The 20,786-nt window shown below is 62.0% G+C and carries 16 protein-coding genes; 10 read left to right on the top strand and 6 right to left on the bottom strand.

Going from position 1 to position 20,786, the window contains the following annotated elements; genetic code table 11:
* The first annotated feature begins 169 nt into the window (after positions 1 to 169).
* From F6X42_RS04440 to F6X42_RS04430, 3 genes are all read left to right on the top strand, one after another.
* Positions 170 to 502: a hypothetical protein gene (locus F6X42_RS04440; RefSeq protein WP_187633049.1), complete on the top strand. Its 333-nt coding sequence runs from the start codon at positions 170 to 172 to the stop codon at positions 500 to 502.
* A 15-nt stretch (positions 503 to 517) separates the two neighbouring features.
* Positions 518 to 718 carry a hypothetical protein gene (locus tag F6X42_RS04435; RefSeq protein ID WP_187633048.1) on the top strand — a complete coding sequence of 67 codons (201 nt, stop codon included), beginning with the start codon at positions 518 to 520 and terminating at the stop codon, positions 716 to 718.
* A gap of 244 nt (positions 719 to 962) precedes the next feature.
* Complete coding sequence (locus F6X42_RS04430; RefSeq protein WP_187633047.1) at positions 963 to 1,874, top strand: TIR domain-containing protein; 912 nt, start codon at positions 963 to 965, stop codon at positions 1,872 to 1,874.
* Positions 1,875 to 1,980: 106 nt separating this feature from the next.
* Here F6X42_RS04430 and F6X42_RS04425 read toward each other — a convergent pair whose 3' ends face one another.
* The gene (locus F6X42_RS04425; RefSeq protein ID WP_187633046.1) at positions 1,981 to 2,676 is read right to left on the bottom strand and encodes an adenylate/guanylate cyclase domain-containing protein; all 696 of its coding nucleotides are present in this window, start codon (positions 2,674 to 2,676) and stop codon (positions 1,981 to 1,983) included.
* A gap of 49 nt (positions 2,677 to 2,725) precedes the next feature.
* The gene (locus F6X42_RS04420) at positions 2,726 to 4,600 is read right to left on the bottom strand and encodes a hypothetical protein (protein ID WP_187633045.1); all 1,875 of its coding nucleotides are present in this window, start codon (positions 4,598 to 4,600) and stop codon (positions 2,726 to 2,728) included.
* Between the two features lie 1,191 nt (positions 4,601 to 5,791).
* On the opposite strand from F6X42_RS04420, the gene F6X42_RS04415 reads away from it, so the two are divergent.
* Positions 5,792 to 6,430 carry a response regulator gene (locus F6X42_RS04415; protein ID WP_187633044.1) on the top strand — a complete coding sequence of 213 codons (639 nt, stop codon included), beginning with the start codon at positions 5,792 to 5,794 and terminating at the stop codon, positions 6,428 to 6,430.
* A 311-nt stretch (positions 6,431 to 6,741) separates the two neighbouring features.
* Here the strand turns inward: F6X42_RS04415 and F6X42_RS04410 are convergent, their stop codons facing one another.
* The 3 genes from F6X42_RS04410 to F6X42_RS04400 all read right to left on the bottom strand — a co-directional run bounded on the left by F6X42_RS04410 (position 6,742) and on the right by F6X42_RS04400 (position 11,727).
* Positions 6,742 to 7,926 (bottom strand): porin, encoded by a 1,185-nt coding sequence (locus F6X42_RS04410; RefSeq protein WP_187633043.1) that lies wholly within the window; start codon positions 7,924 to 7,926, stop codon positions 6,742 to 6,744.
* A 71-nt stretch (positions 7,927 to 7,997) separates the two neighbouring features.
* Positions 7,998 to 10,421 carry a glycoside hydrolase family 31 protein gene (locus tag F6X42_RS04405; protein WP_187633042.1) on the bottom strand — a complete coding sequence of 808 codons (2,424 nt, stop codon included), beginning with the start codon at positions 10,419 to 10,421 and terminating at the stop codon, positions 7,998 to 8,000.
* Between the two features lie 19 nt (positions 10,422 to 10,440).
* A complete protein-coding gene (locus tag F6X42_RS04400) occupies positions 10,441 to 11,727 on the bottom strand; it encodes an MFS transporter (protein WP_187633041.1) in 1,287 nt (428 codons plus the stop codon).
* Between the two features lie 462 nt (positions 11,728 to 12,189).
* Between F6X42_RS04400 and F6X42_RS04395 the strand changes: the two genes are divergently transcribed.
* The 6 genes from F6X42_RS04395 (at position 12,190) to F6X42_RS04370 (ending at position 19,262) form a co-directional block, all read left to right on the top strand.
* Positions 12,190 to 12,537: a hypothetical protein gene (locus tag F6X42_RS04395; protein WP_187633040.1), complete on the top strand. Its 348-nt coding sequence runs from the start codon at positions 12,190 to 12,192 to the stop codon at positions 12,535 to 12,537.
* A gap of 188 nt (positions 12,538 to 12,725) precedes the next feature.
* Positions 12,726 to 14,642 (top strand): extracellular solute-binding protein, encoded by a 1,917-nt coding sequence (locus F6X42_RS04390; protein ID WP_187633039.1) that lies wholly within the window; start codon positions 12,726 to 12,728, stop codon positions 14,640 to 14,642.
* Between the two features lie 49 nt (positions 14,643 to 14,691).
* A complete protein-coding gene (locus tag F6X42_RS04385; RefSeq protein WP_187633038.1) occupies positions 14,692 to 15,729 on the top strand; it encodes a microcin C ABC transporter permease YejB in 1,038 nt (345 codons plus the stop codon).
* Complete coding sequence (locus F6X42_RS04380) at positions 15,729 to 16,835, top strand: ABC transporter permease (protein ID WP_187633037.1); 1,107 nt, start codon at positions 15,729 to 15,731, stop codon at positions 16,833 to 16,835. Before F6X42_RS04385 ends, F6X42_RS04380 begins: the two co-directional genes overlap by 1 nt.
* A complete protein-coding gene (locus F6X42_RS04375) occupies positions 16,832 to 18,463 on the top strand; it encodes an ABC transporter ATP-binding protein (protein WP_187633036.1) in 1,632 nt (543 codons plus the stop codon). The genes F6X42_RS04380 and F6X42_RS04375 overlap by 4 nt, the downstream gene beginning before the upstream one ends.
* Positions 18,464 to 18,599: 136 nt before the next feature.
* Entirely contained in the window at positions 18,600 to 19,262 is a 663-nt protein-coding gene (locus tag F6X42_RS04370) for a C40 family peptidase (RefSeq protein WP_187633035.1), read from the top strand.
* A gap of 112 nt (positions 19,263 to 19,374) precedes the next feature.
* Here the strand turns inward: F6X42_RS04370 and F6X42_RS04365 are convergent, their stop codons facing one another.
* Complete coding sequence (locus F6X42_RS04365) at positions 19,375 to 20,325, bottom strand: patatin-like phospholipase family protein (RefSeq protein ID WP_187633034.1); 951 nt, start codon at positions 20,323 to 20,325, stop codon at positions 19,375 to 19,377.
* Between the last annotated feature and the right edge of the window lie 461 nt (positions 20,326 to 20,786).

Raw genomic sequence — 20,786 nt, 5'->3', positions numbered from 1 at the left:
TGCGGTCATGCTCGATTTTCGAGGTCGGAACAATGGCCACTGCAAGCGGGCGTCACTTGTGTTGACGCAAAGAGGATGGAGAGGCAGGTTGGCGCGTTGCGTGATTTTGTGCATCCGTGAAGGCGTGATGCAGCGGCGCTATCGAAATGAACGTGACAGGGAGTAAGACATGTATAACGGTGCTGCTCAAAGATCAGCCGTGGCGGTGGCCAGTGAACTGGCCGACGTCTTTAACCAGCTGTATGGAAACGTTGAGAAGGCCGATGTTGGGCAGATACACATGGCGCTTCGAGCCGCGTGGGTGCGGGCAGAACGTGAATTCGCGGCGGCTGGCGCACTTGATGAGAGCCGTAGGCAGTTGCTGTCGAACGCCGAAGCAGAGTTGCAGGTGGCTCACCTGGCGGCCGAGAACCAGCAGCCGGGTGATGCTATCAATGCATTGAAGCGTGCCGCAGGTCGGATCAACGCGCTTGTGGCCGACGTTATGGGCAAGATGGGCTAGGAAGAGGGACTTGTGATGTCGAGAATATCCGTTGATGCGAGTCAGGCAAGGCGGGTGCGGGAGATCTTCGTAGCGTGGCGCCGCGGGCAGGGGTGGACGATTGTCTCCGAGCCACCTGAGAGCGCCGGGATCGATGGCCTCGTGATCTTTTCCAGCGTGCCGGACGAATTTCTGGGCGTGCTGCAGTCGCAAGACATTCACTACATTGTCGGATAGTCGGTGCGAACCCGGGAACGACGGCGGGTGGCTTGATGCTTTTGCCGCTGGATCCCACGGCCGAGTTGAACGAACTGGAAGGCGCCCGCGGGGTCCGAATGCGACGATGCCAGCCGTCGTGATGCGCAGGATGGAGGTTCCGTGCGGTGGACGCGTCTGGCGGTTGAAGGCGATCGGCTGGGGTCACAGATCGCGTGGGGGTGGATTCCAGGATCCGGGGTGGCGATACAGGAGAGGATAGACGATGCTGGAGCGTTTTTTAGGGGAGCAGGGAAAGCGTCATCGCGTTGAGGCTTTTTCGACGCAGAAGCTGGTCGGGGGCGATCAGGCCCTGGCGACGGAGCTTGCGGATGTCGCAGAGTTTCTCGCAGTGGAGCAGGGAGCGGCCGTTATCGAGCAGGACGCTCTCGATAACGACATCTACTTCATTATCGCGGGTAAGCTCGACGTGGTCGTGAATGCGACAGTCGTTCAGCAGCGATCCGCCGGAGTCGCGGTCGGGGAGATGGCGGCGATCGATCCGACTGCGAAGCGTGCAGCTACGGTAGTTGCGGCTGAGGACTCGCTCGTCGCTAGGGTCACGGAGCCACAGCTAAGTGATCTCGGTGCCCGCTATCCGGACCTCTGGCGCCGGATGGCGAAAGAACTCGCCGAGCGATTGCGCGAGCGCAACCGGTTCGTCAGCAAGAAGCGCGACCTCGTTCGCGTTCTCCTCATCTCGTCGGCGGAGGCTATCCCGGTGACTCGGGCGTTACAGGATCAGTTTGCTCACGATCCGTTTGTGATCGTCCCCTGGCACCAGGGCGTGTTCAGGGTCACGTTTTACACGCTCACGTCTCTGGAAAGCGAACTCGAGCAATGTGATTTCGCGATTGCCATCGCTCACACAGATGACGTTACGACCAGCCGCGGCGTCGACTGGCCGGCGCCGCGTGACAACGTCATTTTCGAGCTTGGGCTTGCCATGGGGAAACTGGGTTTGAACCGGGCCATCCTGATGGAGCCGCGCGGGGAGGGTGTCAAGCTCCCCAGTGATATGAAGGGCATCACAACCATTCCGTACGTGTTCGACCAGAAACGAGATACGGAGGCGAGGTTTGCCCCTGCGTGTAACGAATTGCGTAAGTATATCCAGCAGATGGGACCGCGAATCTGACTTTAGGCGTGATGGCGCATTACCCCAATTTGAGATTGCAACCTGTCTGGCCCCGGGGCTTGGGAGCTCTCGTGGAAACCAGCGGGCGGGTGCTGTGAAGTGCCGCCTAGCAACTGCCCCAGCGCCATGTGGACGTGTAGATATTCATGTCCTTTTCCTTCCAGTACTCGCAGATCCACATGTTCTGGCCGTCCGTCTCTTTCAGATCATTGCTCAGTCTGTTGTAGACGGCTTCCGTAATGCGGGTGGGCTTTCCCGGAAGATTCGTCAGCTTCGCGGCATAGTTTGCGGCTCTCCCGACCCACACGATGTCGTTGTCGCCACGCACGCCGATTCGTGCGGCACGCAGTTGACTCCGATCGATTCCGACCACGTGTCTGAGCACAAAATCCGTCGTGCTGTATTGCTCTTCGAGCGCTGGCTGGATGATCTGGCTCACGCAATAGTTGATCTTGAGCGCAGTACGAGCAGCCGACGTATTTTTTGAATCGCCGGTATAGACGGCCATGACGCGATCACCGTCGTATGCTGTAATCGTGCCGCCCTCACTTTTGATGATGTCGGCCGAACACTTGAGAAACGTCTTGTAGATCTCCGCGCTGAACCACCACTTATAGTTGTCGACCATGTCTGTTGAGCCGTCGAGATCTGCGTAGAGTACGACAGCCTCTTCGAGATCCTTTGCATGGTTTGTGTTGAGCCTGAGATCCTCAGCGTTGGGCACTGCAGTGGTTGTTTCTTCGTCCCATTGAAGGCGAAACGTATCCTTCACCCAACTCCTGAGGTCATCTTCAAGTGCCACAGCCTCTCCTGAAAGTAATATGCGAACCTAGCCTTGGTCGAGCGCGAGTCTACGCGGTGGCTGCACTAACGGCGTCTTTGTTGGCCAGCATTGTTGCCAGTGAAGCAGTACTATCGGCCTTCAGATCGGTAACAATTTGCCGATAGGCGTATTCCTGCCGGTCGAAAAACTCTCGCGGGCTGCGCAGTGTGGAATGGCGGTGTAATGCCTCGAGAAAAGTCGACAGAACCGTCTTGAGGTAGAACTCCAGATTCGCGCACAAGAGCGTTGCATCCACCATCCTTTGCGCGCTGTGAACGATGTCGCATCGAGCACGATAGATTCGCTGCACATGCCAGCGTACACGGCGCTCGTGGTTCGCAAGAGCTGCAGCCAGTTTTTTGCAATCCAGCGCGACGCCAAGGAAACGGGTTGTCCGAAACCAGATGAATGGCCGATCGCGGCAGATTCGCTCGATCTCATCGCGATGCGCTTTTTCGTGAAGCAGCTCATAGAATCTCGCGAGCCCAATACGCTTGAGTTCGATCGGCTGTCCAGCGCTGTCTCGCAGGTCGATTCCGAGGTCAATTAGTACCGCGCGGAGGGCGAGCAGGTGTTTCGGTAGGTAGGAAAGCGTCACCGTCGGTGCAAGCGATTGCTCGACGCCAGCACCGATGCCTCCTCCGCCTGCGCCGCTTCCCTTGATCAGGAATTCCACGGCCGTCCACCAGTTCACGAGCTTGTTCTCAAAATTCGGCGTATCGGCGCCAATGCGGTAGAGTCGAAACGCGGAATAGATCCGGTCCTTCGCGTCAGAGGACAGTGTGCCGCTGCCGACCAGATCCTGTAGCCGACGCATAAATTCGTCCAGTTGTGCCGCGCTGAGCGACGAGTCAGGATTCGGCACCGTGCCGGGCAGACGCAGTAACATATGCTTGTCCTGCTTCTGTACGAGGAAGCTGTCCGCGAGTTGAACGTTTTTGCGCTCATAGTCGTACCGGACGACGTCCAGTACCTGCCCGATCCGGTCGCTCGCAATCGATCCGGCAATGCGCCCATCCTGTGCCGGGACGGTCATTGACGCGAAAAGTCTTCCTCCGCCGGACTTTGCGTAGCGCTTCACGTAGTTGCTGGAATTGATCCCAAGGTCGGGCGGCGTAGGTTGAAATTCGATGTCGCCGACTTGTTCCGGAAACTGTTCCGGTTTGCTCACGTTACTGATCGCAAACGTGATGCGATAAGGCTTGGGGGAGGCGCTGAGCCGCTCGCATACCGCCTGGAATGCCGTATCAAAACGATAGGGCGTCGCACCATCATTGCTGTTGGGATTGGGCAGAAGCATCAGGCGGTACAGCATAAACAACGATTCAATGCTCCAGCCCCGGTTGATCAGCGTACTGAGGAGCATCCCCAGCACGCTTTCGATTTTCTCGAATTCCTGCGGGGTTGTGCCAAGTCCGCCGGCGGCTTCCGGTACTGCCAGTTCGCGAGTCAACCACGCTACGCTGGCCGGAACGAAGTGGATCTCAATCGCTTTCTCAAGCTCTCGACCGAAGGCGTCCACGAGCGAGCGCTGCTTCATCAACGCTACTCCCCAGGCTTTGCTCGCGTCGCCCTCGCTTGCCTGGTTGAAGTTCGCCGGCTTGGCTCCATCAAGCAGGGCCACCAGGTGGGTGTGACTCGGAACAAACGCTACGTCTTTCAGTACAATTGATTCGGCTAGGATTGCCTGTGCTTCGGCGGCCACCCGGCCTATGTCGCTTTCGCCCGCATGATCAACGTTGATCATTTTGAGCAGTTCGCGCAGAACATTGAGCGGGTTCATTGCCCTTACGCGGAATGCGTCGAGGGACGCTTCATGAACGAGGTTGAACCAGCACTCGCAGAAGAAGTGCTGACGGCGCGTGAGTCCGTGAGCGGCGGCGATGCGGAGGTCAAGACGCATTGGCTTGCAAGGTCTGGAGAAAAGCGTTATTCTAGCCTCGCAGTTGAGGCTTATCGCTTCAGCGACAGAAAAAAGGGGTCAGGGTTTGCTGGCCTGGACGTTGTTCCGCAGTATTCTCCGCCCCGCCTTTTTGACAGCCCGCCTATGTGCGGGCTGTTTTATTTCGGGCGTTGGCCAGCGCACCCTTGGTCGCCGCCAAGTCTCGTCGTTTGGTAAATAAGGTGTTGCGCCAGACTGCGGCAGGTGGTTGCGAAGCGTGGTGTGAGCGAGCATGCAGGTCCGATTTTTTCATATTGTGGGAAAATCAGTGGCTGGACGAAGTGGGGGTGTGAGTAGGGGTGGCCTCCGACTGAAAAGTTGGGAGTCAAACCCAGCATGGGTTTGCCTCGAACATCGCGATCCCTCCGTCTCCGCCAGAAGTGGCGGTGGAACCCCGCAGAGTCTAGGCTCTGCGGGGTTTTTGTTTTTGCGGGGTCTTTTTTGGGTTTTGATCTCGCCGCCACGTATGACTATGTCCCGCGTTGATATGCAGGTCTACTGATCGATACGTGGCGCCGTTGGCGCGCCAAGCCGGTCCACAGACAAACTCGAAAGGTAGTGGCATCTGTATGGCGTTGCGCCGAGCATCATTCGCCTCGTGGCGCAAATGCCGCGTCGCACTCACCGGACCTACACGCTGCATCTACCCGTCCGGCCTGCGCAGACTCCCGATGCACCCGCAGGTGTTGCTTTACGCACAGTCCTCTACGGACGCAATGCGGCTGTCCGCAAGTTCATTCAAATTTCGCGATAAATTTTTAAGCTGCGATGCAGCACCAATCAAATATCAACGCGTGAACACAAATTGTGTCTGTGTACATCAATCGATGTCAGTCCGACGTTTGCACTTATTGACAGATATTTCGTGCTTATACTATCTCGCATTTTGCCGGGCGCACCTCACAATACGCGCTAGTAGGGCATCGCGGGCGGTCACCACCTTCATCCAGCTATCCGGGCAAGTAAAGATCAGCTATGTTGATGCTGATTGCATAAGTTCATCTCGAATTCCAGTCGTCTAAACAAGGTGTTTTTATCCATTTGTCGATGCTGATTTTATGAATGAAGGGGCGTTATGATTTTCAGTAGAGATGTGGAAGTCAGTCTGAAAAGATGCAGTGGTGATCGATAACCATCGTCTGGAGGTGAGTTTTGCTTACTAAGATCGCTATCGCGGATGGCAATTCGATTCTGCGGATAGGAATGCGATGTATTTTCGGAAGGCAAGCTGGCTTGAGCGTGGTTGGCGAGGCGGAGAACTCCACCGCAATCGTCGAATTGCTTCGGGAAAAAGAGGTCGACGTGCTGCTCAGCGATTTCGAGATCCCGGGGAAAATATACAGGGACGGTACCTCCCTGATGGCACTGCTGCGCAGGACCTATCCGTCCACGAAAGTCATCTTCGTCACCACGCTCACCAATCCTCCGTTGTTGAGAGCGGTAATCAGATCGCGGGCGCATGGCGTGCTGCTGAAAAGCGACACGCCGGAAGAACTGGTTAGCGCGGTGCGTTCCGTTTCACGCGGCCAATCCTATGTCGCGCCATCGGTGCGGCGCATCGCCGGTATTAACCATTGCGAAGAACTCGACGCGAGGAAAGTCGGACGTCTGTCGGCGCGTGAAGGAGAAGTGCTGCGTCTGTATGTCAGCGGCATGAGTATCAGCGAAATCGCGGCATTAAGTCATCGGAGCCTGCAAACCGTCAGTACCCAGCGCAAGCAGGGGATGAAAAAGCTCGGCTTTGCCAACGACCGCGAGTTGTTTGAATACATGCTGCCTTCGCGGAGCTAGTCAATAAAAATAGTTATAAGCCGATGCGTTCTGGTTTGGGACGATTTAGGATTTTCGCGTCGCAGCCAACGACGCGTGAGCGCTGGCGCCGACGCGGATTGGTTATCGCGTCGGCAGCCGGATCGGTACCGACGGGTCGGATGCGCTCGGCACGCTGCGCACGTACGAGCGCGATCCGCTGCAAGCGAGGTACGGCGTGATCGACGCGCCGCCACAACTGAAGACGCGGACCGCTGTTCAACGCAACCCGCAACGAGTCGACACGATGGAACCGGTCGCGCCGGTCGCGCCACTGACGGCAACGGTATCGTTTAGAACGCGTGCCGCAGCCCCACCATCCCGACGAACTGCGATGGACCGGACGACGGCGTCGTGTTCTGCGAGTCGCCGACCACCGCGACCGCGTCGGCGATGGTCACACCGGTGCCTGACGCGATCAGCGACTTGCCGCTCGCACGCTGATAGGCCTCGAGCGCGTACAGCGTGGTGCGCGTCGACAGGCTGTAGGTCTGTTCGAGCGAGATCTGATGATAGTGCGCCGGATCGGTGATGCCGTTCGCCTTGCTCGCCTGGGTGAAGCTATAGCCGCCGCCGACGGTCACGCTCGGCGTGATCCGGTACGTCGCAATCGCGCCGTAAGTGTTGAACACGGCCTTGTCGAGGAATAGCGACCCGTGGCCCGGCGCATACTGCACGTTCGAGTAGTTGAGGCCCACCATCAGATCGTGCCATGTGTAGCGGCCGGCCGCGGCGAACAGCTGCGTGCTGCGCGCGCTCGCGTAACCGTTGTTGACCGGCGAGTTGATCGCGAAGCTGCCGAGCGCCGCGCTCGTCGCGATGTCCTTCAGTTTCACGTAGCCGGCCGCGAGCGACACGGGCTGGAAGTCATAACGCAGCGCCGCGCTGAACAGGCTGCCGTTCGCGACGCTGCCGGGCACGCCGCCGAGACCGTACTGCGCGCTTGCCTGCAGGCCCGCGATCGTCGGCGACAGGTAGGTTACCGAATTATTGAAGCGCAGCGTCGTGTCGAGGGCGTCGACATCGCCAGGGTGCGCGCCGGTCGCGCCGGTCAGCACGCCGGTCGGCCCGAGCGCGCCGACCATCTGGAAGTAGGGCGTGTACTGGCGGCCGAGCGTCACGGTGCCGTAGCGATCATTCGCGAGGCCGACATAGGCTTGGCGATTGAACAGGTAGCCGGCAGTGCTTTGCGCGCCGGTCAGTGAATTGAAGCCGCTCTCCAGCCGGAAGATCGCCTTCGTGCCGCCGCCGAGATCTTCCGAGCAGAGAAAGCCGAACTTGCTCGCTTGCAGGTTGCCCTGGCTCATGTAGAAGTTCGAATGCCCCTTCTGGTTGCTGACGTAGGCGAACGCATTGTCGACGACGCCGTACAGTGTGACGCTGCTTTGCGCCGACGCGCTGGTGGACCATGCGGCGCTCGCGAACGGCAGGCAGCAGAGGACGAACGCGCGGGTGCGCGCGCGCTGGGTGGTTTTCATGATTGGGCTGTCTCCAGACTGAATGGATGGCCCGATCCCTTGGGCCGGTGCGGTTTGTTGTTCGGTGCGTTTCAGTGCGGCAATGAAATCGTCAGGCAGCGCCAGCCGTCCGCGATGTGATCGGCTGCGAGCGTGCCGTTGGTGCAGACGATCGCGCGTGTTTCGTGCATCGGCACGAACACGCGAACTTGCGGCTGCGCGCGCGGCATCCATTGCGGACGCTCGAGCGTCACGCGCAAGGTGTTTGCGTCGCCTGTCAGCGTGACGTTCCAGCGACCTTGCTCGCCGTCGCGCCAGGCTTCGGTCTCGCCGTCGTCCACGATGGAGCCGCCGTGCGCGGTGCCCGCGCCGGCATACGGCACCGCGAGGAACGCGCGCTCGTCGGCGGGACGGCCGAAGTGCTGTTCCGCGATGTTGAGCGCAATCACGCCGCCTTCACGCAGCAGGAACACCGGACGCTCGAACGGCGCGGGCAGCGTGACGCTCTGGCCGCCGTCGAACGCTTCGCCGCTCCAGTAGGACACCCAGCGCGAACCGGCCGGCAGGTACACGTCGCGCGTGCTCTGGCCCGGATCGACCACCGGCGCGACCAGCATCGACGAGCCCAGCATCATGTCGTCGCCGTCGACGAGGCAGCGCGGATCGTGCGGAAACTCCGCGAACAGCGGCCGCAGCACCGGCTCGTACGCGCTATGCGATTGCCACAGCAGCTCGTACAGATACGGGATCAGGCGATAGCGCAGCTTGATCAGATCAGCGACGTGCCGCGTGACTTCGGGGTGCATCCACGGTTCGTTGACGGTGCCGTCGTCGTTCCACGAGTGAATCGAAAAGCGCGGCAGGAAGATGCCGAACGCGACCCAGCGCGCGAACAGCTCGGGTTCCGGTGCAGGACCCGCGAAGCCGCCGATGTCGTGGCCGCAGTTCGACACGCCCGACATCGCGAGCCCAAGCCCCATCTTCAGATTGAAGCGCAGCGTTTCCCACGACGTGTAGTTGTCGCCGGACCACGTCTGTACGTAGCGATGCATGCCGACGCCGCCCGAGCGCGACACGAGGAAGGGCCGTTTGTCGGGCGCGTGCTCGCGCTGCGCGTCGCGCGACGCGCGCATCATCAGCTGCGTTTGCAATACCTTCGCCTCAAGCGCCGGATAGGGCTTGCCGAAGCCGCGCGCGATCGAATGCGGCGACCAGATCTCGAACTCGTTGTTGTCGTTCCAGGTGGCCGCGATGCCGTATTTGAGCAGTGCGTCTTTCACGCGCGCTTTCCACCAGTCGATCGTCGCGGGATTCGTGAAGTCGAGATACGCGCCGACTTCGTCCCAGAACTGCACCCATGCGGGCTCGCCATCGGGCGCTTCGATCAGCAGGCCGGCCTGGGCGACGTCGTCGAACGCCGGGTGATCCTGCAGCAGACACGGCTTGATGTTTGCGCACAGGCGCACGCCGTAATCGAGATAGCTTTGCACGAAGCCGTCGATGTCCGGAAACTTGTCACGATTCCAGTTGAACACGTAGCGCTTCGGCCCGATCGACGTATAGCCCGACGACAGATGGAAAGAATCGCACAGCACGTCGTGTTCGCGGCACCGCTCGATGAATTCGCCCATCTGCTTTTGCGCGTTCGGCGCGTCAGTGTAGCTCATCGTCGAGCCCGAGTAGCCGAGGCCCCACTTCGGCATCCATGCGGGACGCCCGGTGAGCCACGTGAAGCGGCGCACGGCGTCGAGCGGCGAACCTGGCGACGCGATGAAGTAGTAGTCGAGGTCGCCATGCTCGGCGATGAAGTGCCGATAGTGGCCGTGATAGTTGTCGAGCTCGCGGCCCATGTCGAAGCGGCAATCGGCGAGCGTGTCGTAGAACAGGCCGAAGCCCGTCGACGTCTGCGGCTGCCACGTCACGTAGAACGGGATGTGCTTGTACAGCGGGTCCGTGGTGCGCGCGCTGTAGCCCATCGCGTCGATGTTGCGCATCTCGTAGCTTTGCTGCGCGCGATCGAGCGAGCCGGCACGCTCGCCGAGGCCCACGTACATTTCGTCGCGGCGGCGCTCGACGTAGTGATAGACGCGCGAGTCCCACCAGCCGAAGTTGTACGCCTGGGTCTTGCGATCGCTCATCACGCGATGCCATGTGCCTTCGTGCAGGATGTCCCATGCGCAGGCGCCGCCATCGAGCGCGACGCTCACGCGCACGCGTGCGGTTTCGATCACGACGTGCCCGGCTTCTTCGTTCACCGTGAATGGCGGCGGCGTGAAACCGCTCAGGTCGTGGCGCTCGCGGCCTTCGAGCGGCACGTCGTCCGCGCCGGGCGCGATCGCCCATGTGCGCGGGCCGCGCGTTGCGCCGTCCGGCAGCACGAGCACGCGGATGATGTCTTCGGCGAGCACGAACAGCTCGATGCGGCAATTCGGCTGCGCGGTCAGCACGACCGGGTTGCCCGCGGTGGGGACGAGCGCGAAGCGCGGCGGATGTTTGAGATTGATCAATGAGGGCATGATGAGTCTTCGAGGGAGGTCAGGCAGCAGTGTTGACGCTCAGCTCCGCGCGCCGTGCGCGGCCGTGGCGCGGCACACCGCGCATCAAGATGATCAGCAGCGTCGCGCCGATGAGGTCGAACGCGCCGAGCGCGCCGAACAGCGGCGTGTAGCCGATCGAATCGGCGAGCGCGCCGACCATCAGCGAGAAGCCGAGGCCGCCGATCCACGCGGCCATGCCCGCGAAGCCGGCGACGGTGCCGACTTCGCCCGGATCGAATACGTCGGCGGCGAGCGTGTTGACGAGCGCCGAGATCATCTGGTGCGCGAAGCCGCCGACGCAGAAGAGGGCGATGGCCTGGTACGGCGACGCGACCAGACCGATCGATGCGGGCCCGATCATCATCAGCGCGCCGAGCACGACGCCCGAGATACGCGACCAGATCAGCGGCACGCGAAAATGCTTCATCAGGAATGGCGACAGATAGCCGCCGAACAGACCGCCCAGGTCCGCGGCGAGAAACGGCAGCCACGCGAACATCGCGATCTGCTTCAGATCCATATGACGCTGCGTGGCGAGATACAGCGGAATCCAGAAGCTGAACGTCTGCCACGCGGGCTCGGCGAAAAAGCGCGCTTGCGCGATCGCCCAAAAGCGGCGCGTGCGCAGCACTTCACGCACGCTCGCGCGGCGCGCCGCGGGCGGTGCCTGGCCTTCGGCGATCGCGCTACGCTCGGCGTCGCTCACGCGCTTGTGCTCGGCGGGCGAGCGGTACAGCACGAACCAGGCGGCGGCCCACACGAAGCCGAGGGCGCCGGTCACCGCAAACGCACTTTGCCAGCCGTAGCGCAGCGACAGGAACACCACGAGCGGCGGCGCGAGCAGCGAGCCAAATGAGGTACCGGCATTGAAATAGCCGACCGCGACCGATTTCTCGCGATCGGGAAACCATTCGGCGACGACCTTCATGCCGGCCGGAATCGCGACCGCTTCGGATAGGCCCATGAGGCCGCGCAACGCCGCAAGCGACAACCAGCTGCCCGCGAAACCGTGGAACACGCCGGTCAGCGACCACAGGCACGCGAACAGGGCGAAGCCGAGGCGCAGGCCGATCAGATCGATGATCAGGCCGCAGACGGGCTGCATCACCGTATAGCCGACCTGGAACGCGCCGACCACGTACGAGTACTGCCGTGTGCTCATGTGCAGCAGCTTCATCAGCTCGGGCGCCATCACGCCGAGCGCGTTGCGCGACAGGTAGTTGACAATCGTCCCAACGCAAACGAGGGCGATGATCCACCAGCGCAATCCCTTGATCGTTTTCAAAATCAGTCTCCGTGGCGCACGGAGCAATGGCTTTCGGAAGCCGTGCTCGGTTGTGCGCGAATTCGAACATTTATTGGTTTTCGCTGGAAGTCATCCTACCACTTGGAAACAGACCGGATATCCGGGGAAACCATTAATTGTCGGCATGTATGTACTGATTTTTCGGGGAAATTTAACGATTTTTGCTTGAGTTCGAACCGGTGGTCGGATGACAGAAGCGCAGGATGTCGGGTCAAAATGTTCTTTCGAACACAGAAAATGTTCGTTTGCGTGAGGCCTGCAGGCGGACGGTCATCGCCCGCGCGGGCGGCGGTTTTTCACGACCGTCTGGCGGATGTAACCGCACGTTACGCCGCCGTGGGGACGAGATTGTCAGCATCAGTTATTACAAACCTGAAATACGCGAGGTGCTGTGTTGCGCTATATTTCCGCCAACAAAACATGTTCTTACAAGGGTGATCAATGAAGTCCGCTCGTGTTGTTCCGCTCATGCTCGGCGTGTTGACGTTGGCTGCATCGGGTGCCGCGATGGCCGCGGGGCTTAACATCGGGGTCAATATCGGCATTCCCGCGCCGGTCTACGTCGCACCGGCTCCGGTCTACGCACCGCCGCCTCCGCCGCCGCCTCCCGTCATCTATCAGCCGGCTCCCGTGTACTACGGCGGTCCGCAAATCGTGGTCGGCTGGCATGGCGACCGCTACTGGGACGGTCGTCGCTACTGGGCGCGCGACGACTGGTATCGCCACCATCCGCCGGGTCGCGGCGACTATGCGCGCGGTCACTACGACCAACATCGCGGCTGGCACTGAGTCGGCACAGCGTCGACACCGCGGCGCGCCAACCGGCCACAGCGATAACAGAACCGCCTTTCGAGGCGGTTTTTGTTTTTGCGCTGAAACATATCGCTGCGCATTCCGTCGCAGTCGGCCGCCAGATCGCGCAAGCTAATTGGGTAGAATCCCCCACATTGCCACTGCCCACTTACCAGCACGACTCCATGACAACTGGCTCGCGACGGGTTCAAACGCCTGAGGGACTTCGACACAGCGTGATCCACGGACCCTTGCGCGCCGCGTTCGCCGTCGCGCTGCTGTGCGTGAGTCTGCTCGCCGCGCCGCACGCGCATGCCGCGCATGCGATCGCGCAATACGGCGAGCCAAAATATCCGGCCGGCTTCAGGCACTTCGATTACGTCAATCCTGATGCGCCGAAAGGCGGCACGCTCGTGCTCGCGAACCCGAGCCGTCTGACGAGCTTCGACAAGTTCAATCCGTTCACGCTGCGCGGCAATGCGGCGCCCGGCCTCGAGACGATGTTCGAGAGCCTGACGATCGGCAGCAGCGATGAAGTCGCGTCCGCCTACGGGCTGCTCGCCGACGACATCGTCGTCGCCCCGGACGGCCTGTCGGTTACCTTCCACATCAATCCGCGCGCGCGCTTTTCGAACGGCGATCCCGTGACCGCCGACGACGTCAAGTTCTCGCTCGACACATTGAAGAGCCCGCAGGCCGCGCCGCAGTTCGCATCGCTTTTCAGCGAGATCAAGCGCGCGGTCGTCGTCGATCCGGCCACGGTGCGCTTCGAGTTTCGCGAGCGCAATCGCGAGTTGCCGCTGCTCGCGGGCAGCATGCCGGTGTTCTCGCGCAAGTGGGGGATGAAGCCGGACGGCAGCCGCATTCCGTTCGACCAGCTCGCATTCGAAAAGCCAATCGGCAGCGGGCCGTATCTGATCGACAGCTACGACAACGGCCGCACGATCACGTTCAAGCGCGACCCGCACTACTGGGGCGCCGATCTGCCGGTGCGCGTCGGCGTGAACAACTTCGATCGCATCGTCTACAAGCTGTATGCGGACAGCACCGCGCGGCTCGAGGCGTTCAAGGCCGGCGAGTACGATGCGCTCGTCGAATATATCGCGCGCAACTGGGTGCGGCGCGACGTCGGCAAGAAGTTCGACAGCGGCGAGTTGATCAAACGCGAGTTCCCGCAGCACAACGGCACCGGCATGCAGGGCTTTTTCCTCAACACGCGCCGGCCGTTGTTCCAGGACGTGCGGGTGCGCAAGGCGCTCGACCTCGCGCTCGACTTTCAATGGCTGAACCGCCAGCTGTTTTTCAGTCAGTACACGCGCATCGACAGCTATTTCGCCAACACCGGATGGCAGGCGAAGGGGCCGCCGTCGCCAGGGGAGCTCGCGCTGCTCGAGCCGTTTCGCGCCCAACTCGACCCGGCGGTATTCGGGCCGGTGCCGAAGCAGCCCGACACCGATCCGCCCGGGTCGCTGCGCGCCAACCTGCTGCAGGCACGCGATCTGCTGCAGCAGGCCGGCTGGACCTATCGCGACGGTTCGCTGCGCAATGCGAAGGGCGAGCCGTTCCAGTTCGAGATACTCGACGACTCGGGTTCGGCTTCGTCGATGGAGCCGATCATCGCGACCTTCACGCGCAATCTGCAGAAGCTCGGCATCACCGCGAACTTCCGCACCACCGACTTCGCGGTCTATCAGAAGCGGCTCGACGCATTCGACTTCGACGTGACGACGATTCGCATGCCCGACGTGCAGGTGCCGGGCTCCGAGCAGATCACCCGCTTCGGCAGCAAGGCCGCCGATACGCCCGGCTCGGACAACGCGATCGGCCTGAAGTCGCCGGCCGTCGACGCGGTGTTGAGCGCGCTCGTGCATGCGCAAACGCGCGGGCAACTGACCGATGCCGCGCACGCGCTCGACCGTCTGCTGACGCATGGCTACTATGTGGTGCCGCACTGGTACAGCGGCACGCATCGCGTCGCGTTCAAGCGCGGGCTCGCGTGGCCGAAGACGCTGCCGCTGTACTATGGCGCGGAGGGCTGGATCACGACGATGTGGTGGCACGAGGATCCGCAGGCGCGCACGCCCACGGGCGGCGCCGACTGATCCGCAGATCCATCGCCCCCACCAACGCGTTCGCACTGGAACACCGCCTATGTGGAGCTACATCCTCAAACGCCTGCTGCTGATGATCCCGACGCTGCTCGGCGTGCTGACGCTGACCTTCGTCGTGATTCAGTTCGTGCCGGGCGGCCCGGTCGAGCAGATGCAGCACGAGCTGCGCAAGGGCGCGGAGGGCGCCTCGCCGTTCGGGCTGCGCTCGCATAGCGGCGTCGACGCGCAACAGATCGCGCAACTGAAGCAGTTGTACGGCTTCGACAAGCCGCCGCTCGAACGCTATGTGCTGATGCTCAAGCGCTTCGCGACCTTCGACCTCGGCCAGAGCTATTTCCGTCATCAGAGCGTGTGGTCGCTGATCGTGTCGAAGCTGCCGGTTTCGATCAGCATCGGCCTGTGGACGTTTTTTCTCACCTATCTGATATCGGTGCCGCTCGGCATCGCGAAGGCGGTGCGCAACGGTTCACACTTCGATATCGCGACGAGCCTCGTCGTGCTGGTCGGCTACGCGATTCCCGGTTTCGTGCTCGGCGTGCTGTTGCTCGTGCTGTTCGGCGGTGGCACGTTCCTGCAGCTGTTTCCGCTGCGCAACCTCACCTCTGACAACTGGGACCAGTTGAGCTTCGTCGGCAAGATCCTCGACTACCTGTGGCATATCACGTTGCCGATCACGGCATCGGTGGTGGGCAGCTTCGCGGTCGTCACGATGCTGACGAAAAACGCGTTCCTCGACGAAATCCGCAAGCAGTACGTGCTGACCGCACGCGCCAAAGGTTTGTCCGAGCGGCGGGTGCTGTGGAAGCACGTGTTTCGTAATGCGCTGCTGCCGCTGATCGTCAACTTCCCGGGCGCGTTCATCGGCGCGTTTTTCACTGGCAGCCTGCTGATCGAAACGCTGTTCTCGCTCGACGGGCTCGGGTTGCTGTCGTATGAATCGGTGATGCGGCGGGACTATCCGGTCGTGCTCGGCACGTTATATCTGTTCACGCTGATCGGCCTCGTCACGCGGCTGATCTCCGACCTTTGCTATGTGTGGGTCGATCCCCGCATCCAATTCGAACAACTGGAGCGCTGATGAATCGAGCCCGCCTTTCCGCCGATGCGGCGGCGCGCACCGAACCCGCGCGCGCACTGATGTCGCCGTCGCCGATGCGCCGCGTGTGGCGGCGTTTTCGCCAGCAGCGTCTCGGCTACTGGAGCCTGATCATCTTCGTCGCCGCGTTCGCGGCGAGCCTCGTGGGGCCGCTGTGGTCGAACGACAAGCCGGTCGTCGTGCGCTACGACGGCCATCTGTATTTCCCGCTGGTCAAGACCTACGCCGAGACTACCTTCGGTGGCGACTTTCCCACGCCGACCGATTATCTCGATCCGCACATCCGTCGCCGCTTCGATGCGCCGGGCAATTTCGCGCTGTATCCGCCGAATCACTACTACTACGACACGCTCAATTACTTCTCCAAGGCGCCCAACCCGGCGCCGCCGTCGCGCGAAAACTGGCTCGGCACCGACGACCGCGGCCGCGATCTGTTCGCGCGTCTGCTGTACGGCTTCGGCGTGTCGGTCGTGTTCGGGCTCGTGCTGACCGTGATCAGCACGATAGTCGGCATCGCCGCGGGAGCGGTGCAAGGTTACTTCGGAGGGCGAACCGATATCGTCGGACAGCGTCTGATCGAGATCTGGAACGCGATGCCGCAGCTCTATCTGCTGATCATCTTTTCGTCGATCTTCGAGCGCAGTTTCGCGCTGCTGATCGTGCTGCTGTCGCTGTTCAACTGGATCGGCCTGTCCGATTACGTGCGCGCCGAATTCCTGCGCAACCGCCAGCAGGACTATGTGCGCGCCGCGCGCGCGATGGGCCTGTCGCATGGGCAGATCATCTGGCGTCACGTGTTGCCGAATAGCCTGACGCCGGTCATCACGTTTCTGCCGTTCAGCATGAGCAGCGCGATTCTCGCGCTAACGAGCCTCGACTTCCTCGGCCTCGGCGTGCCGCCGCCGACGCCGAGCCTTGGCGAACTGCTTGCGCAGGGCAAGGCGAATCTCGACGCGTGGTGGATCTCGATGTCGACCTTCGGCGTGCTGGTGACGATGCTGCTGCTGTTGACCTTCATGGGCGACGCGCTGCGCAACGCGCTCGACACGCGTATCTCCGATGCCATGCGCGCCGGAGGCCGGCAATGAGCGCGCTGCCGCAAATCGATCCGCAGTCGACGGATACGCCGCTGCTCGAACTCGACCATCTGCGTGTCGCGTTCGGCGACACGATGGCCGTCGACGACGTCACGCTCGCGATTGCGCGCGGTGAACGCGTCGCGCTCGTCGGCGAATCGGGCTCGGGCAAGAGCGTGACCGCGCTGTCGGTGCTGCGCCTGCTCAACGACGCGCAGGTGAGCGGCGCGATCCGTTTCAATGGCGAAGACCTGCTCGCGAAGAGCGAGCGTGCGATGCGTGGCCTGCGTGGCTCGGCCATCGCAATGATCTTCCAGGAGCCGATGACCGCGCTCAATCCGCTGTATACGATCGGCGACCAGATTGCGGAGACGATCGTCGTGCACGATGGCGTCAGCGCGACCGAGGCGCGCAGGCGCGCGGTCGCGCTGCTTGCGCGCACCGGCATCACCGAGCCGCAGAAACGTGTCGACAGCTACCCGCATCAGCTGTCGGGCGGCCAGCGGCAGCGCGCGATGATCGCGATGGCACTCGCCTGCCGGCCGCGCCTGTTGCTCGCCGACGAGCCGACCACCGCGCTGGATGTGACGATTCGTGCGCAGATCGTCGAACTGCTGCTGGAACTGCAGCGCGACGAAGCACAAAAGCGCGGCATGGCCGTTCTTTTGATCACGCACGACCTGAACCTCGTGCGTCACTTCGCGCAGCGCGTCGCGGTGATGGAGCGGGGCGTGCTGGTCGAAACCGGCACGGTCGAGCAGGTGTTCGAAGCGCCGCGCCATCCGTATACGCAGCGGCTGCTCGCGAGCCGGCCGCAGCGAGAGGTCGTGCCGGTGTTGCCGATCTCGCCGGTGCTGCTCGAAGCGCGCGACGTATCGGTCGACTTCCGAACGAAACTTTCGGGCCTGCGTGGCTGGTTGGGCGCGGGGCGGTTTCGCGCGGTCGACGACGCGAACGTGTCGGTACGCCAGGGCGAGACGCTCGGCATCGTCGGCGAGTCGGGTTCGGGGAAGTCGACGCTCGCGATGGCGCTGCTCGGTCTGCAGCGCACCGCTCAGGGCGAGATCGAGTTTCAGGGCAGGGCGCTCGCGAGCTATCGCGGCGCCGAAAAGACCGCATTGCGCTCGAACATGCAGGTCGTCTTTCAGGACCCTTTTAGCTCACTTTCGCCGCGGCAGACGATCGAGCGGATCGTCGGCGAGGGTCTTGCGCTGCATCGACCGCAGATGACACCGCAGGCGCGGCGCGACAAGGTGCTCGCGGTGCTGCGCGAAGTCGGCATCGACCGTACCGCGCTGTATCGGTATCCGCATGAATTTTCGGGCGGCCAGCGCCAGCGCATCGCGATCGCGCGCGCGCTGGTACTGGAGCCGCGCGTGCTGATCCTCGACGAACCGACCAGCGCGCTAGACGTCTCGATCCAGCAGCAGGTGCTCAAGCTGCTCGCCGGGCTGCAGCACAAATACAACCTCGGCTTCGTGTTCATCAGCCACGATCTGGAAGTGATCGGGGCAATGGCGCACCGCGTCGTGGTGATGCAGAACGGATCGATTGTCGAGACGGGCGAAGTCGAGAAGATTTTTGCGGCGCCGGCGCATCCTTACACTCGAAAGCTGCTGAAAGCAGCGCTTGATCGTTGATTTTTCACCCTTTCCCCAATTGGGTGCGTAACCCGATTGATTTTTCCTATTCCTTTTGACACGCAAATACTTACTGGCTAGTATCGAGCAAACTTTTTTTCTAGACCCCTGATTTTTTGGCAAAAACTACCGACCAATGCAGCACAGAAACTTCACCCAGGCTTGCACGCGCGTCGTCGCCGGGATGTTCATTGGCGTCTTGATGGCAGCAGCTCCCGGCGCTTTCGCCGACGAAGTCAGCAACTTTAATCAGAATGCCTCATATCCGACCACCAGCGGCTCGGATCCTCTCTCCCTCCTCACTCCCCAGACCAAGGCTGCCGGCAGCGAAAGCGGCGCCAAATCGTTCCTCTCCGGCATGGCTGGCAAGGCGGGCGATGTGGTAGTGGGCGCGCTGAACATGATCGGCGTTCGCTACCGTTGGGGCGGTAATACGCCGGATTCGGGGCTCGATTGCAGCGGTTTCGTACGCTACGTGTTCCAGGACACGCTGGGACTCGCACTGCCGCGCCGTGCCGAGGAAATGAGCCGGGTTGGCGAGAAGGTGCGCGTAAGCGACCTGAAGCCGGGCGATCTGGTGTTCTTCAACACGATGCGCCGCACGTTCTCGCACGTCGGTATCTATATCGGCGACAACAAGTTCGTGCACTCGCCGTCCACCGGCAGCACGATCCGTGTCGACGACATGGATGACGGGTACTGGGAAAAGCGCTTCACGGGTGCGCGCCGGATCGAGACTTCGTATCAGGGCGACGATCTGCGCAAGCGCGTGACCGCCACGCTCGGCGGGAATAACTGATTCCGCGCTGAGGCGAAAAAAAGCCTGCTTCATTTGAAGCAGGCTTTTTTGCGTTTGATCCGCGAATAATTGCGATGGTGGCGCGCGGTCACTGCGCGCCACCCGTACCGCTTCAGGCGCCCGTTCGCCGCGCGGCGAGGGTGCGCTGCAATTCCGGCATCGTCTTCGCGACCGCTTCCTCGCCGGCGAGAATTGCCGCGTTGCGCTGTGAGAAATCGCTGCCGCTCATCGCAGCGAGATTCGGCCGGATCACCACGTCGGCGTACTTGTCGAGCTCGTAGGCCTTGATCGTCTGGCCCATGATCGTGAAGGTCTGCATCAGCACGTCGAACGAGCTTGCCGTGACGCCGGTCTCCGGTCGCTGCGAGATATCGACGGCGATCACGAAATCCGCGCCCATCTTGCGCGCGAACGACGCCGGTACCGGACTCACGAGACCCCCATCCACGTACTCGTGACCGCCGATCTTCACCGGCTCGAAAATCGACGGCACGCTGCACGACGCGCGCACCGCGATGCCGGTGTTGCCGCGCTGGAACAGGATCGGCTGGCCGGTTTGCAGATCGGTCGCGACCACACCGAGCGGCCTCGCCATCTTCTCGATCGGGCGGTTGTTCAGCGTCGTGTTCAGGTAGTTCTGCAGCGCGACGCCCTGCAGGAAGCCGCGCGTACGAAACGGCATCGCCCAGTCGCTGATCGACGCCTCGTCCATCGACAGCGCGAGCTTGTTTAGCGCGAAGCCGTTCATGCCCGACGCGTACAGCGCGCCGACCACCGAGCCGGCGCTCGTGCCGACGACCAGATCGACCTGAATATTGCGCGCCTCGAGCGCCTTGATCACGCCGATGTGCGCGAAGCCGCGCGCGGCGCCGCCACCGAGTGCGAGCGCGACGCGCACCGGCTTCTGTTGCGCTTTTTCAGGCGGCGTTGGAGACAGGGCGGCCGTCGCGGTGATCGGCGCGCTATCGAGTTTGCCGGCGGTCGTGGTGCACGCGGCAAGCACCGCGGATGCGGCCGCCAACGAGAAGTTGCGGCGGCTCAAACTGGGGGATGAGGGTTTCAACGAGTTCTCCAGCGACGGCGCGAGCGACGCAGGCGGCGTCGCGCGTACCGCGGTCAGGCTGAGGTCAGGCCAGGCGGACCGCCGACGGCGATTCCGCGCGCTGGGAGGTTGTCCCTCTCTAATGGATCGATGTGCGGTTAGCCCTCTATCGCAGCGCGCGCACATCTTAAAGCAAACGATCGGCTCGCGCGGCTCGCTGTAATGAATCGTTGCAGAGGAAGTGTTCGGAACTGGCGCGGCGTTTCTCCACGATGGGTTGCGCGAGCGGCGAAGAAGCGTGTACGCGGGTGTCCGGACGCCGCTCGGCCGTGCGCTTCAGGCCATTCGGACGAGGGCGGCAACCCGCGTGCGGAAGGTATAATTCGGCTCTTGCATTTATTTCCCTCGTGGCCGTGCGCGACATTGCGCGCAGCATGGGCACGCTTCGCTGCCGCGCTTCGTAGTCGTGTGCGCATGAGCGC

The organism is Paraburkholderia podalyriae (genome assembly GCF_014397785.1).
GTDB lineage: Bacteria > Pseudomonadota > Gammaproteobacteria > Burkholderiales > Burkholderiaceae > Paraburkholderia > Paraburkholderia podalyriae.
This window is presented reverse-complemented; position numbering and strand designations above follow the sequence as displayed.